Annotated in this window: 10 protein-coding genes; all 10 read right to left on the reverse strand. The window is 38.3% G+C overall.

The window, feature by feature from the left end:
• Nucleotides 1-27: 27 nt before the first annotated feature.
• Nucleotides 28-2,142: a S9 family peptidase gene (locus tag H4J69_RS17585; protein ID WP_182231067.1), complete on the reverse strand. Its 2,115-nt coding sequence runs from the start codon at nucleotides 2,140-2,142 to the stop codon at nucleotides 28-30.
• Nucleotides 2,143-2,260: 118 nt separating this feature from the next.
• Nucleotides 2,261-3,409, reverse strand: a complete 1,149-nt coding sequence (locus H4J69_RS17590) for an ATP-grasp domain-containing protein (RefSeq protein WP_182218483.1) — start codon at nucleotides 3,407-3,409, stop codon at nucleotides 2,261-2,263.
• 255 nt (nucleotides 3,410-3,664) lie between these two features.
• Nucleotides 3,665-3,913 carry a DUF3297 family protein gene (locus tag H4J69_RS17595; protein WP_182173540.1) on the reverse strand — a complete coding sequence of 83 codons (249 nt, stop codon included), beginning with the start codon at nucleotides 3,911-3,913 and terminating at the stop codon, nucleotides 3,665-3,667.
• 218 nt (nucleotides 3,914-4,131) lie between these two features.
• Complete coding sequence (locus H4J69_RS17600; protein WP_182218485.1) at nucleotides 4,132-4,662, reverse strand: hypothetical protein; 531 nt, start codon at nucleotides 4,660-4,662, stop codon at nucleotides 4,132-4,134.
• Between the two features lie 11 nt (nucleotides 4,663-4,673).
• A complete protein-coding gene (locus H4J69_RS17605) occupies nucleotides 4,674-7,940 on the reverse strand; it encodes an LruC domain-containing protein (protein WP_182218487.1) in 3,267 nt (1,088 codons plus the stop codon).
• A 264-nt stretch (nucleotides 7,941-8,204) separates the two neighbouring features.
• The gene (locus H4J69_RS17610) at nucleotides 8,205-9,149 is read right to left on the reverse strand and encodes a glycosyltransferase family A protein (RefSeq protein WP_182218489.1); all 945 of its coding nucleotides are present in this window, start codon (nucleotides 9,147-9,149) and stop codon (nucleotides 8,205-8,207) included.
• On the reverse strand, nucleotides 9,109-10,251 hold the full coding sequence (locus H4J69_RS17615; RefSeq protein ID WP_182244937.1) for a polysaccharide pyruvyl transferase family protein: 1,143 nt from the start codon (nucleotides 10,249-10,251) through the stop codon (nucleotides 9,109-9,111). Before H4J69_RS17615 ends, H4J69_RS17610 begins: the two co-directional genes overlap by 41 nt.
• Nucleotides 10,244-11,512, reverse strand: coding sequence for an O-antigen ligase (locus H4J69_RS17620; RefSeq protein WP_182218492.1), 1,269 nt, complete (start codon nucleotides 11,510-11,512; stop codon nucleotides 10,244-10,246). Before H4J69_RS17620 ends, H4J69_RS17615 begins: the two co-directional genes overlap by 8 nt.
• A gap of 389 nt (nucleotides 11,513-11,901) precedes the next feature.
• Nucleotides 11,902-13,293, reverse strand: a complete 1,392-nt coding sequence (locus H4J69_RS17625) for a hypothetical protein (RefSeq protein WP_182218493.1) — start codon at nucleotides 13,291-13,293, stop codon at nucleotides 11,902-11,904.
• A gap of 7 nt (nucleotides 13,294-13,300) precedes the next feature.
• A complete protein-coding gene (locus H4J69_RS17630) occupies nucleotides 13,301-14,578 on the reverse strand; it encodes a polysaccharide biosynthesis/export family protein (protein WP_182218495.1) in 1,278 nt (425 codons plus the stop codon).
• Between the last annotated feature and the right edge of the window lie 104 nt (nucleotides 14,579-14,682).

Consider the following 14,682-nt stretch of genomic DNA (forward strand, 5'->3'; position numbering starts at 1 on the left):
CAAGTTAAACGATTTTATCAGTTAACGTTATTCGTTTAATAGTGAGATAAAAAAGCTCATTTCTAAAGCTTTTTCTTTTAAACTTTTAAATCGTCCTGATGCACCGCCATGGCCAGCGTCCATATCTGTCTTAAACAACAACAAATTATCATCTGTTTTAAGCTCTCTCATTTTAGCTACCCACTTCATTGGTTCAAAGTACTGAACCTGTGAGTCATGTAATCCGGTGGTCACAAGTATATTTGGGTAGTGTTGAGCAGTGATATTATCCATTGGTGAATAAGATAAAATATCTTGGTAGGCTTGTGCTTCGTTTGGATCACCCCATTCGTCATATTCATTGGTGGTTAGCGGTATGCTTTCATCGAGCATTGTTGTTAACACATCTAAAAAGGGCACATGAGCGCCAATGCCTAAGTATAGTTCCGGTGCTTGATTGACCACAGCGCCCATTAATAAGCCGCCAGCGCTACCGCCAGAAGCAAATATTTTATCTTTAGCGCCATATCCTTGGGCAACTAATGCCTTAGTTACATCAATAAAGTCATTAAAGGTATTTTGTTTAAGCGCTTTTTTACCGGTTTCATACCACTGCCTGCCTAACATTTCTGAGCCACGAACATGGGCAATAACATAAACAAATCCTCTATCAAGTAAACTTAACGTTTGACTCGAAAAATCAGGATCTATGGTTAAGCCATAAGCACCGTAACCGTATTGAAGAAGTGGGTTGGTACCATCTTTTTTAAAACTATTGCGACGATAAACAATTGACACTGGTACTGCTGCACCATCACGTGCGTTAATAAATAGACGTTCTGCTTGATAATCGTCTTGGTTAAAGCCACCTAAGACTTGTTGCTGTTTCAGTAACTTTCGCTCACCTGTTGCTAAGTCAAATTCAAATAAAGAATCGGGTGTTGTTAAGCTAGAATAATATAATCTTGCGATGGTACTGTTTGGCTCCGGATTTTCGTCAAGACAAGCAAAATAACAGGGGTCATCAAAAGATAGTGGATAGTGATGACCGGCATTTTCTCCCTGAGTTGTGTGCACGATAAAACGAATTTGACCATTTTCTCTTTCGGTTATTACAATGAAACGGTGAAATAATTCAATGCCTTCAACCAGTACATTTTCTCTGTGGGGAATAATTTCTTGCCAGTTATTGATATCATCAATTTGTGCAGCCGTGGCTTTCATTAACCTGAAGTTTTTAGCTTGATAGTTAGTCACAATATAAAAAAATTCACCCATTTTATCGGCGTGATATTCATGTTGTTCTTGATAAGGTAATAATTCGGTAAACTGCCCATTGGGCTCATCGGCACTGAGTACTAAATAATGTGTAGATTCAGTGGCATGTAAACAAATATAAAGCTGAGAGTCATCTCTGCTCTTATCTAAGCTGATATAAAAACGGTGGTCGTCTTCTTGATAAACAAGCACATCATCAGCTTGTGGTGTTCCTAATGTATGGCGATATACTTGTGTGCCAAGCAAAGTTTCTAAATCTTTCTTTACATAGAAAAGGGTTTTATTGTCGTTCGACCAAACAACTTGTCCTTCAGTTTCAACAAGAATATCGGCTAAATAAGCATCTGGCCCATCAGATGTCTTAGTTAAATCTTTAAAATGAATGGTATAGATACGACGACTGTCGGTATCTTCAGATATTGACATGATTTGGTCATTTTGACTTATTGATAAGTCCCCTAAATCATAAAACTCATGATCTTGTGCGCGCTCATTAACATCTAATAAGAGTGTTTTATTTTCACCGGCAAAACTTGTTGCTCGGTAATAGTTGGAAAACTCTTGCTCGCCATTAATTTCGCTGTGATACCAATATTTTCCATCTTTTGCTGGAACAGTATTATCGTCCTTGACAATCCTGTCTTTAAGTTCATTAAAAAGTAGTGCTTGTAAAGGTTTTTGCTTGGCCAACATGGCATCAGCATAATTATTTTCATCATTAAGGTGTGCTAAAACTTTTTCATCACTGCGCAGGTCATCACGCATCCAATAATAATTATCGATGCGTTGGTGATTGTGTTTTTCCATCGTATGAGGAATTTTTGTAGCTATTGGTGCTATAATTTTTTTGTCTGACGCCGCTGATATAAATGATGATGTTGGCACTAAGTGCTCCTAGTTAAATAATAAATGAAATGATAATAATTTAAGAAAAAGCGCGATAAAAGTCTATCGAGCTTTTTTAGATTAAGTGAACGCTTGTAAAGAGACTATGCAGAGCTCGCTATGTTTTTATTTTAATGATCAGGTTATCTTCGATAAACTTTAATTGCTCAAGTAATATCTCTTGTGAATCACCTGACATAAATACATGGCCAACCTCGCTGCTGGTACTGTCGTGTGCGTAAACTTCATCTCCAGCTGCAATATTAAGTTTAAATTGGTCTATTTCTTTGAGTGCTTTGCATTGCTCGATACCGGAAATCTCATCAATAGTTCCTGGACCAGGATGGATCATGAGTACGCAAGCAAATTTATTAGCTTTGACAGGTAACGGGGTTGGGGTCGCTCCAGTTTCTAACTCTACATAGGTTTTCCATGGGTTGAAACCATAGGAATATTGAATGAGTTCCATATAGTATCCACCTGGTGGGCGAACGGCCATTTCGCCAAATACTGGCCCCGCCTTAGTCAGATAGAATTCAGCATGAGTCATACCATTTTTAACGCCAAATCCTTTGATGACTTGATCATTTATCGCGATGATTTTTTCTTGCAATGCGAGGGTTAAATTTGCCGGTAATATTGATTTTTTCCATTGGTGAAGATAGTCGGTTATATTATGAAAAATAGGCACGCCATTATGGATCAACGTTTCTACGCTAACTTCACTTCCTTCAACAAAAGCTTCAGCCAGTAGGCCGGGCTTTGAATGCAATGCTACTTCCGCTAAGCTTTTTAGCACCATGACACCTCTTGCACCCGATTCTGCTACAGGTTTAACAACAAGTGGCAGGCCTAACTTATCAACTAATTCTTGTGGCGTATCGTTGTCATTGATGAGATGGAATTTTGTAATAGGAATGTTGTGCTCTAAAGCTTTGAGCTTCATCTCGTTTTTATTATGTAAGATACGGGTAATGTTAAGTGGCGTGCCTGTCAGTTTGAATTCTTGACGAACCATAGCAGCAATATCGACACTTGATTCAGTGGCTGCGATAACATATTCAATGTTAAATTCACGAATTGCTGCTATTTCAGCTTTTAAAAGCATTTTTTCTGCGCTTTCAAATGATGTTTCAATACAGCCCGACAATTTTTCTTTTCGACTTTCGTGAAGGGGACCATCACTCCAGAGAAAAACGTTATGACCCAGCTTTAATGCGGCTCGATAACATCGACCTCTTCTACCCACGATTAATACATTCGCCACTCAATACCTCTGATAATTTCTAAATCACATATTTATCTGCTGAGTCTAGTGAATATATATAAATTAATATATAAGAATATTTAGATAATTTAGCGCAGTAGAAGAGGGGGGATGAAAATTTCAAACAGTCTAAAATTTGGATCGTCGTTGTATTGTTAAGTAGGGTCAGGCAGCGAGGTAGATACTGCTTTGCTGACCCATATTTAATATGCCTTGGAGAAGGCATATTAGCTTATTATTTTTTATTGATAAGGCTTAACGGTAAAACGCTTCAACTGTGCCTTTAGCCGTCATTAAAAGTGGCTGACCACGACGGTCTAACGCTTTGTTCATGGTGACTTTTACCCAACCTTCGCTGATGCAATACTCTTCAACATCGAAACGTTCTTTGCCATTAAGTCGAATACCTATCTCGTGTTGAAAAATTTCTTCTACATGATGTGGGCTGCGGGGATTACCTGATAGGCGATCGGGTAAAGCGGGTAGCGATGTAGTATCGTTCATGTTTGTGACCTATGATAAAAAAATTGCGCTATTGTAGGCAATATATAGATAGCGCTCAAGCGCTGTTGTGATAAATTTTTAGCCTTTGTTTAAAAGTCTAAATAAACCTCAGGTTTATAACGCCGGTAAGCGGGATAATCTTCGATACTTAAAGCCGTTATCGAGTAGAAAAACTAAAGGCTATCCAAGTCAATCTACTCATCGTTGCAATACTGTTATTAGAAGCGCCAATCTTTGATGATTGGATTCCTACTCCCATCGACAAACCATAATGCTGCAACTAAACCCTCGGTATCATTAGTGACGGTAATTACAGTTTCAAAAACCGCTTCATTCAATGATGTTCTTAGTAAGCAGCTATCATAATTAATGTTATAGCTGCCATCGCTATTTTCTTGATAATCACTGCACAGTGATAAATAGGCAGCTTGATCATCATCATCAGATCTGATTATTTTTAAATTAAATGAACGCTCACTATTTAATGAAAATCCATCGGGTACTGATATATCACCGCTGGTTTGTGCACTACTTTCTAACACGGCTCTTGCCTCTAGGGGACTAGTTTCTGCTAAGATAAACTCAGTTACCACAGGTTGGGTTACAATCGGGTCGGGCAAAATAATCTCTGGTTGTTGTTCTTCTACTACCGGTTGTGGCGTTACTGATACTGTTTCTCCGGCCGAACCACCGCCGCCACATGCCGTTAATAAAGCACTTAATAGAACACTAATATATAGCTTATTCATATGTCACTCCTTTAATCTAAAAATGTATTTTTTATATTGGCATTATTTTCTATAAACCAGTCATCATCAATACGACCTTCATTGATAATAAAGCTAGAAAACAAGGGGTAAGCGTAAATTACATCCATGTATTCCAGAGGGTATTGCCATTGTGTACCAACATTGATCGCCCAAGGCATACCATTCTCATTAACAAAGTAACGCTCATTATCAGGTTCGCTCTTATCTTCACCTCTGTTAAAAAAGTCTGTTCTAAAAGCTTCGGTAGGGGCTTTATTGGGCAAATGTATTTCGTATGCTCTACCAGGAGCCTGTCCGAATACATAACCATGTTCATAGCTTTCAGTAGCGAATAAAAATGGGTCATAAGGGAACGCAGGCATTTCTTCAATAGGAATTGCACGGGTCATTGGCAGTGTCATTGAAAAATGCATTTGAATTTTAGAACCACAACCCGGTTCACTTCGGTAATACTTACAGTTTTCACCGGCACTTACATAGTCCCATACGTCGTTGGTAATTATTGCGATGGCTTTATCACGCCCCTGCTCTAAAGGTGATGTGAGCTGAGGCACGTTGTTAATGGTATAGCGGATATCATCTTCGTTAATCGTTTCTCTGCTAATACCAGGTAATTGGAAAGCAAATCCGTTGTGATAAGACCCGCCAACAGCGGCAATTTGCCCTTCAAGTTTCACTCGAATAACTTCACCATCAAGTATATATTCACTAATACGATAGTTCATCACTAAGTCATTGAAGTCATAATCGCCTACTATTGGCCAATTATCTTCAAAGGCAATAGTAGCCCAGCCAGAAGCACTTGGGTAATACTCTATGCTAACGTTAGCTTCTGTTATATCCACAAGATAATCTTCAACTTCACCATCACTAACACCACCCGTTGGACCTAAGTCAGCAGTGCTACTTATTCTAAAACGTGCCCAAGTACTGTTCGCTTCAGCCCATGTCGGCACTTCATATGAAATAATATTACTACCTGCAATAACAGGTAACGCATCAATTATTTTCTCATCGGTTCCAAAAACACCGTTACCATCAAAATCTATCCATGCATTTACAAAGGCTGAAGATGAAGCAACAAGTTGTAGGACTGCTAGGTTACCGACTTCTATACCTGTGACAAAAGCAACACCATCATCATCATTATTACCGTCTGTTTCGTCATCACTTAGTGGAAATTGAAAGCTATCAAATTCAGCATCAACGCTAATACCCATAAAGATAGAATTATTTTCAGTACTATGACGAGCCCCATTATCTTCAGCAGAGCTACCGTAAGATGCAGGCGCATCACCAAAGTCAATGCTCGTTTTTTCTGTAGAAATAACAGGGGCTAGGGCACAGCGTGCACCATCATTATTACTCGAACTGGGTCCATAAGCATATAAAACAGCAAGTGAGTTTGCTTCTTTAGTATCTATTTTAAAGACTTTACCGTCGTTGTTGCGACTAATATAAAGGTTTTCATCGACATCAAAGTAAATAGCGCCAAATGTACCTGATTCACCAACATTATTAATTAATTCTGAACTGCCATTATTTACATCAATACGATGAAGGTTACCGATATTATCAACACTATAGGCGAAACCATTAAAGGGATGAAAGGCCATATCAAAGATACGTAAATTTAAACTACTGCCATCAATAATACGTTCTGCAACTAAATAATTATCGGCAGTTGAATCTAATGGGATAGCGTATAAACCATTGGTGTTACCAGGGCGGTATAAATAATAGACATTGCTATCAAGGGCAATATCGCCAACATAGAATGATATTTCGGGTAAACCAGTTGTCGGTAATGGGGTTACTTGATAATTATTATTAATACGGACAGGTCCAGCAAACTCCGTGCTCCAAGCATAAAGATATTGGTCATGAAAATTAAAGCCCATCGCATTAAGTTTATTTGTTGTGCCCATAGTATTTGATAGTTGTTGATACTGACCGGTAGCCAATTGCACACCAAATAAAGTTGCTGAGGTATCTTGTATTAAAAAGGCATCGGTTGGACAAGCAGCAAACGGTTGCCCAAAAATGGCTTGGTTTACCGATAAAGCTACGCCATTTATGCACGCCTCTTTCCCGATGATGCTATCTGCACCAAACTCAATAAAATTAGTGGCTGAAAAAGCACCGCCACAATCATCACCTATACCTGCTATCACAGCATTAGCACCTGTTTGAACAAAGCCTTTTGCAAATATGTAACCTCGAGCTTCTGCACCTGCGCCAAGTTGTGTGTAGCCAGCTGAGCCTGTTTTGTCGCCAAGTACATTCCAGATAATAGTGCTGTTATCTGTTACATCTTTTAGTATTATCTTTGAATCTGCAGCTAAGCTTAGGTAATTAGCAATGTTGAAAATCCATACACCGTCAACACCTTTGCCATCTAGGGTTAGTGTCTTACCGATAGCTATCGATAAATAATCTATGGTACTGTAAATACCCGCTTCGAGTGTTTCATCATTAGTACCAAAAGACGTCGATATAAGTTCTGTTCCAGTACCTAAATCTTTCAACGTTACTTGTAATCTTGTAATTAAATCTTCTTGATTTGTTACTAAGTTAGGGATGGGAGATGCCAGCAAAGAATTTGCCGTAAGAATACCGTCTATTTGGACCCCTGCGCCTATGGTTGTGGTTGTACCTGCATCTATGTTGCCATGAAACACTGAACCGGCACCTATAGTTACTGTTGTGCCTGCAAAAACATCACCAGATACTTCTACTGTTGCATCTATTGTTACTGTAGTTCCTGCTATTAGAGCGCCAGCAATGATCGCACTCGCACCAACAGTGGCTGTGGTTCCGGCTTCAATATCGCCATTAACAAGAGACGCCACACCAAGTGTTGCTGTAGTTCCTGCTTGGATATAGCCGACAACAGCTGCGTCTGCGCCAAGGGTTGTTGAGGCTCCAGATTCAACATTACCACCTACAATCGCATTTGCAGCAAGTGTTATGGCTGTAGCACTTTGAACATTACCGCCAACAATTGTTCGCGCGCCCATCGTTATATAACTACTGGCATAAAGTGATTGGTTATTTAGCGCTGAATCTAATACAGTTTCATTACTGGCCTGTGCAGTAGATAGGGTAAAAAACAGACAAGTGGATATGATCAAACTCGCTTGTTTTGCTACACGTCTATAATGTATAGCGCTATTAACTATAATATTATTTATTAATACGCTAACATCAATTTTAGCCAAATTGTGATCCCAAATATAAGCATTATTCCTTTTCATCTTACTACCCTCAATTGTATGTAAAATTTTATTTGTTACTTAAGATAGGTATTGCAAGTAATGAACCAATATAGCGACAATTGATAAGCTGCTGATATCGTTAGTTATTATTGTTTTTGTGTTGGTTTTTCTATTTTTGTTTTGCGAAAATTATCATTTTGCAAAATAGAATAAAGTAAGGTTACTATTTTATTAATGGGGACTGATAAAGGATCAAGCCGCTGCTCTATTGAGATGCGGCTTTGGCGTTCATCTGGTTAACCGTTATAACTGTTTATATTGAAAACCATTGACTAACCATTGTTCTGTTTGCTTTATCCATGACAATCCATAAAGTCCCACTAAGTGTTTAGGTTTTAGTTTACAACGAGGGTCTGATAATAATGTCCTCGCCTGGGTAAAATGGCCGTCACCAATATTGAGTTTTGCCAAGTGACATAAATGTGTTGCACTATATTTAAGCATATTGGCTGAGCTTTTATTACCTTTAAACCGAGATGCTTGCTCTGTTATCCGAATACTAAAGCCACACTCTGTGGAAGGAATATTATTTTTACTCGCTTGGTTTTGTGCATCTTTATGATAAAGAGAATGAATATTCGGTGAATAAGCTATATCTGTATTTAACGCAACCCGACAGAATAAATCTTGATCCTCACCTATAGGTTCATTCAGAGGAAAACCACCAATGTCGTTAAATAATGACCGTTGAATGACCATAGAAGACATAGTGAAAGGTAGGTCTCCTTGTGAAGCGATATCAAAATAATCAGCTAATATCACGCCCTCTGGGTCGATGTTTTTTAGTTTTATTTTTGCATCGATATAGTTATGCTCAGATTCGACAATTTGGTAGCGTGTTCCAAAAAACTTTGCTTGCGGGAATCTAACAATTAAGCGAGCTATCTCATCTAAAAATAAGGGTAACCATTGGTCGTCCGCATCTAAAAATGCAATGTATTCATGGCTTGCTAACGCAACACCATTATTACGAGCGGCAGACACTCCCTGATTTTGTTGTTGGATGAGTTTTACATTTTCCATATTGGCATTTTTTACAATTAAGGCGCCATCATCGGTAGAGCCATCATCAATAACAATAATTTCAGCAGCGGGGTATTTCTGCCATGCGACACTGTTAAGTGTTCTTAAAATATGTTCGGCTTTGTTAAACAGCGGAATAATTACAGTAAATTTTATATTTTTCATTTTGATCACTCCAGTTAGATAAAGAATTCTTTAAAGCGCTATCAACTGATAACGTTGGCGGTATAAAATTTGTTGATAACCCCTTTACGATTTGGTTAACAATCGATTTAATATTGAGATTAAATAAATCTATTTGATAGTCTTGTGCTAGGCCAATCTCTTCACACCAACCTTTACATTTACTGTGATAATTAACTGACAGCACGGGTGTGTTAGCTAAATAACCTAAAATAGAACCATGTAAACGCATACTAACAATAGCTTTGTAAGTGCCCAGTTTTTCGAGTGATTTAATGGGATCTGCTTGGTATTTTTCTATCGTTACGGGCACCGTTTTGTTTAAACGAGCAATAATATTATTGTTGATTTTCCAATCGCCTAATGAGCTATGTCCGTTAAACTCAATTAAGGTAATAGGTTCACCTGTTTGGGCGTATATCTGTGTTATTAACTGAGTAAACTGGTGAAACCTTTGCTGTTCAGCACCTTTATTTGTTTTGCCCATCGCATTAATAGCAACAGAGCATAGTGACAGTGCAATGCCTTTACGTTCGACTTTTTCAGGTTTATATTTATCTGAACACAACAGTAATGGTGCCAAATCAAAGGTTTTATTAACGTTAGCATTAGGGGCGATACTTTGAGCAATGTCTAAACTTTCACTATCTCTGACGCCAATATAACCACATTCATTTAAAAATTTTGCGCAAGCTTTTTCTGCGGCAGTTGAATTGAACGGGCCAATTCCAACCCCTACTGCTAAGCTATTTTTAGGGCTTGATAAAGACATTAATTGTCTTTTAAGGTTTATATCTGTTTCACTATGTAAAACCGAGCCACCACCAAAAATAATACGTTTACTTTGAAGTGCAGCTTTATAATGCAATAACCTATTTTGCCCCGGAAATTGCTGGTTAAACTTGAGCGGTAGTTGATGATCCGTTTGTGTTTCTCTGCGGTAATCGCCGTACAAACCGACTAAGGTATTTTCACAACCAATAATGTGTTGAGCCGCCCAGGCCGATGCATACATCAGCGCATCATCGCCGCTATTTTGCATGCCGTAATAGCCTACTAAATAAGCATCGTATTTCTTAAACATGTCTTTCTCCTGATTTTAGTGGATTAAGGGCAATGCCTATCCATAAAAGTGCTGGCCAATAAATAAAACTTAGTATTTCTAGATTTTCAAAAAATGAGTAACAGATAAAAACGATTGCCATCAGCGCCGCGGTATAACAAATCTCGCTTTTAAGGCTATGCCAAAATAAATAGATACAGGTAAACGTTAAAGGTATAGCTAATGCTAAAAGTCCTACTATGCCTTTGACAAATAACAGTCCATACCAGCTGTGGTGTGAACCTATAGGCATTCCTTCAACGATTTTCGGTCCTTTCTCTACAATGCCATGTCCCCAAATTGGAGCTTCTGACTCCCAACGTTGCAACGCGAGTACTTCTAGCGTATTACGTACTCGTGTTGAATCAGGGCGCGAAGCTTTAATGTCTTCGTAACTGTTAGTGATAAAATTAAATAACGGCTCGCCTAATAATAAAATGGCTGGAATGAACAAGCCAAAAAGTATAATAAGCAGTGGATTTTTAAAATGTTTACTGAAAAAGCATAGTGGCGCTAAAGCGATATAAATAACCCAACCAGCACGTGATTGTGAGAGTAAACACATGATGAAACTGCCGGCTAAACCAGAGTTTCTCCAAAAAGGTTCTTTTTCTTGGCTAGTAAAAATTAAAAATATACATGCCATAAATCCTGCTGCAGGTGCCCAAGGAGTAAAAAACCTCCAACGGCCACCACCAGTTTCAGGGTTTAAACCAAATAAACTTACCGCAAAGAAGCTTTCACCGGGTCCGCCAATCACTTGTAGCGGTGATATAAATAAATCACCAGGGGCACCAACCATATAAAGAACAACAGTCACACCGGCAAAAACTAACGAATGAAATGAAACAACGCATACGGCTCTAACCACTAATTGCGGTTTAATATCAACAAAGGCACCAATAAATAAAAATAGCGGCATCAGTGCCCATCCTTTTGCCCAACCAATCGAAGACTTAATGGTTTTTGCTAGTCCTAAGTCCCAATTTGAATGACCAATGAGTAGCGCGACTAACATAAAAAAGCCACCGAGGATCCATAACCAAACAATGGCAGGTATCACTGCATTTTTGTCTTTACCGTTTACATACCAACGTAATAAAACCACAATAAAGATCATCCAACCTATCACTGAGCCCATAACATAAAGACCACCGAATGCGAAGAATGGATAGGTAAGTGTTAACCCGAACCAAACTAGCTTTTCTTCAGTAGAACTTGCAGTGGGGTGCTGTGAAGCCATAAGTTAATTTGTCCAAATGGATGAATAAAGGCTTAATATAAAAGTATTATTATCTTTAGCCGGTATTGTATTAATCATTAATAAATTGTTGCTAACCTACTCACTGCTAAAACTGTGCCAATGCTGTTAATTTATTTTAAGCTACTGATTCTGATGTTTTTATTTGTTGTTTTTGAAGTAGGGGATTATCTTTGAGTTGCAAAATAAAAATAGGATTTTCATTTTGCAATTAATTATATTTTTTATAAAAGACCATTATTATTTACATATTTAACCTACGTAATACGGGGAATAGAGTTGATAAAATAAGGAGAAGTCTAAGACAAGGCTAAAGTTAACCCTCTATCAAGGCTATTAAGCATTGATAGGGTTAACTTCTATTAGCCAAATTAGTTTTTCTTGAGTAAAACTTGAATTAACTTGTTGCGTTGTGATAAAACGAATAAGCCAAAGGTAATGAATAAAAACCCAGCTACAGCACCAACAAAGGCAATGATATTTTTAGGACTACCTTGTTTCATTGGGTAAGAAGGGGTTGTCAGCATTTGTAATACCGGATACGAGGCAAAAATATCTGCTTTACTCGCTTCTAATCTTGCTGCTGCTGAGGTAAAAATAGCTTCTGCCATGTTAAATTCTCTTTGTAACCGCTCTAATTCCACTATTTCTCTAGAGTAGACCTTTAATTGGTCACCAAGATGTTCAACAGATCGTCCTAAATCAGCAAACATTGAATCTTGGCCTTTTTGTTTTGCATAAGCGGCAATTAAGTCAGCGAATAACTCAGCCCGTTTTGGGTTCAAATCCAAATTTAAGGAATTGAATATCTCACTTGAATTAACACCGTACATTTCGCTGCTTCTCTGGTTTATCGCAATTCGGGTAAAGTTTAATCTTTTTTGTTGTGCTTTCACTTTTGGGTGATTAACCCCCCATCGAGAGCTGTATTCGGTGAGTTGAGTAATACTTTCCTTTAATTCGGTAATATAAGCTCTAAATTCAACGTCTGATTGCAGGGCGAATGCTTGTCCTGCTAATTTGGGTGAAACCCCAAGCTCTTCGCTTAATTGATAAATATATTCTTGTAATTGCCTTGTTTCAGCTTTGACATAAAGTCGTTTTTCTTTAACACCAGATAAGGTTTTAACCAATTGGTTCATTTGATCGGTTGAAACCACAATGGATCGCTGTTGAAAATCAACAATAGCATTACGGGTTATATTCATTCTTTCCCGGTACTGGTCAAGAACATGGTTAATACTCCGGTCTCGTCGTAACACTTCATCGGCGCGAAGATTACTCAACTCGTCTTGTAAAGATTCATAGATGGCAAAGGTTTTTTCTTGTGCTAATTTTGAGCTACCAGCACTCATCGCCAATGAAATAATAGAGGTTTGCTCGGTGAGCTTAATTCTTGGTTGACCAAGTTCATCAAGCGAAATATTTAGTTTCTTAGCAGCACGCCCCCTAACACCTCGGCTTGATAGCATCTCTTTATAATTAACACGTGGGTTAAAGCCACCACCAGAAAAAGGGGTATTTGTTTGTGAAACGACTTGGCCGACATTATCCAGTGATACACTGTTACTGCTACCGGTTCCAGGTAAGACCATTTCCATATCACTGGTAAATGACGGAGCCTTATTCAAATAAAGCATAATAATCAGTGCAACAACTAAATAACAAGCTAAACCAACCACTAAATAAGGGCGTTTTAACACTGAGTATGTTCTTGCTCTGAATAGGCCAAATGACGTTAACGTTACAATAGGATATTTCATAATTCACTTATAACAATTTAATAGGAAGCAGGATGTCGACAACTGTCTTGGCGATATCACGAAAGTTAGTAATATCTGAGTCGTAACAGGCAACAGCATCATTAGGCATTAAGTAAGGGTTAATATTGCCTTGATTCGGTGTCGTCATTAACGCTTCTACCGAGCGCTCAATAACTTGTGTTTCACCGGTAATTGGATTTTTACTCGCAAGAACTACTCGACGTGGCGCATTGGTCCAATCTTTACCACCGACACAATTAGCAGAAACCGCCGCTTGTAATAAGCGTGTACCATAAGGCAGGCTAGTTGAATATCGCCCCACGGCTGCACTCGCATTATCTCCGGCTGAATCAATGAGATTAGACATAAAAACACGAAATCCCTTAGGCGTAATTAAACTAGGTCTAACTAAGTGTCCTTGAAAACAACCGGTACTGGGTACGATAACGCGGTCACCTGCCACTAATGGATAATCCTTAACTAATTCTCCAGAGAGCATTCCTGTCATATCTATTTGAACCTGCCAGCCTTTACGGAGTAAAATTATTTGATCTAATTTTGCATCAGGTCGAATACCTGAAGCTGCTCTGATCGCTTCAGACAATAATCGCGTTGTTGAATAATCACCAAATGCATCTAAATGTTCTGCATTTTGAATACCATTTGGTTTCTTATTAATTAATACCGTACCAGGCTGAAAAACCGCACCGGCAACAGACACCTCAATTGATGACCAATTTAATACGTGTATGGTCACGCTAGCACTGGCGGGTTGAAATATTTCTGCTCTAATTAAGGCTAATTCAATTTTGGTTTCTAACTTATTGGTTGTCGCACCACCTGCTGAAATAACACCTATAATAGGTAGTTTTACATATCCCGCGTTATCAACAATATAACGACCATTAAAACCTTCACCATCTTCAATAAGTACTTCAACTAAATCCCCGGGACTTAATAATAAACCTTGCGCAAGAATAGGGTCATTCTCTGCTGAAGCTTTCATGTTTGATGAATGTAAATTTAATGGTTTGTCTGTTCTATAATTTAGGGCTGCGCCCATATCTTGAAACTGACTGCAATTTAATCCATCTGAAAATAGCGTTTTAGGTGCTTGCTCATGAATAAAGTCATCACCATTGTCAGCTGGCGTGCCATAAAATCTAAGTGCAGACTTATCAATATCTACTGATGAGTGTTTAGCACACCCCTGTAAAACTAAAATTCCAATGAGCGCGATAAGCGCTGGCATTATTTTGTAACTTTTAGCTGGGTGAAACGACATTGAATTCTCCATAACGATTTAAACTCTCTACACCGTTACTGCACTTAACGTACCAACTGATAATCTTTATTTTACTCGTTGTATTTTATGGTTTTTTTTGGTTT

The sequence above is a fragment of the Colwellia sp. BRX10-9 genome, from assembly GCF_014077405.1.
Classification (GTDB): Bacteria; Pseudomonadota; Gammaproteobacteria; order Enterobacterales; family Alteromonadaceae; genus Colwellia_A.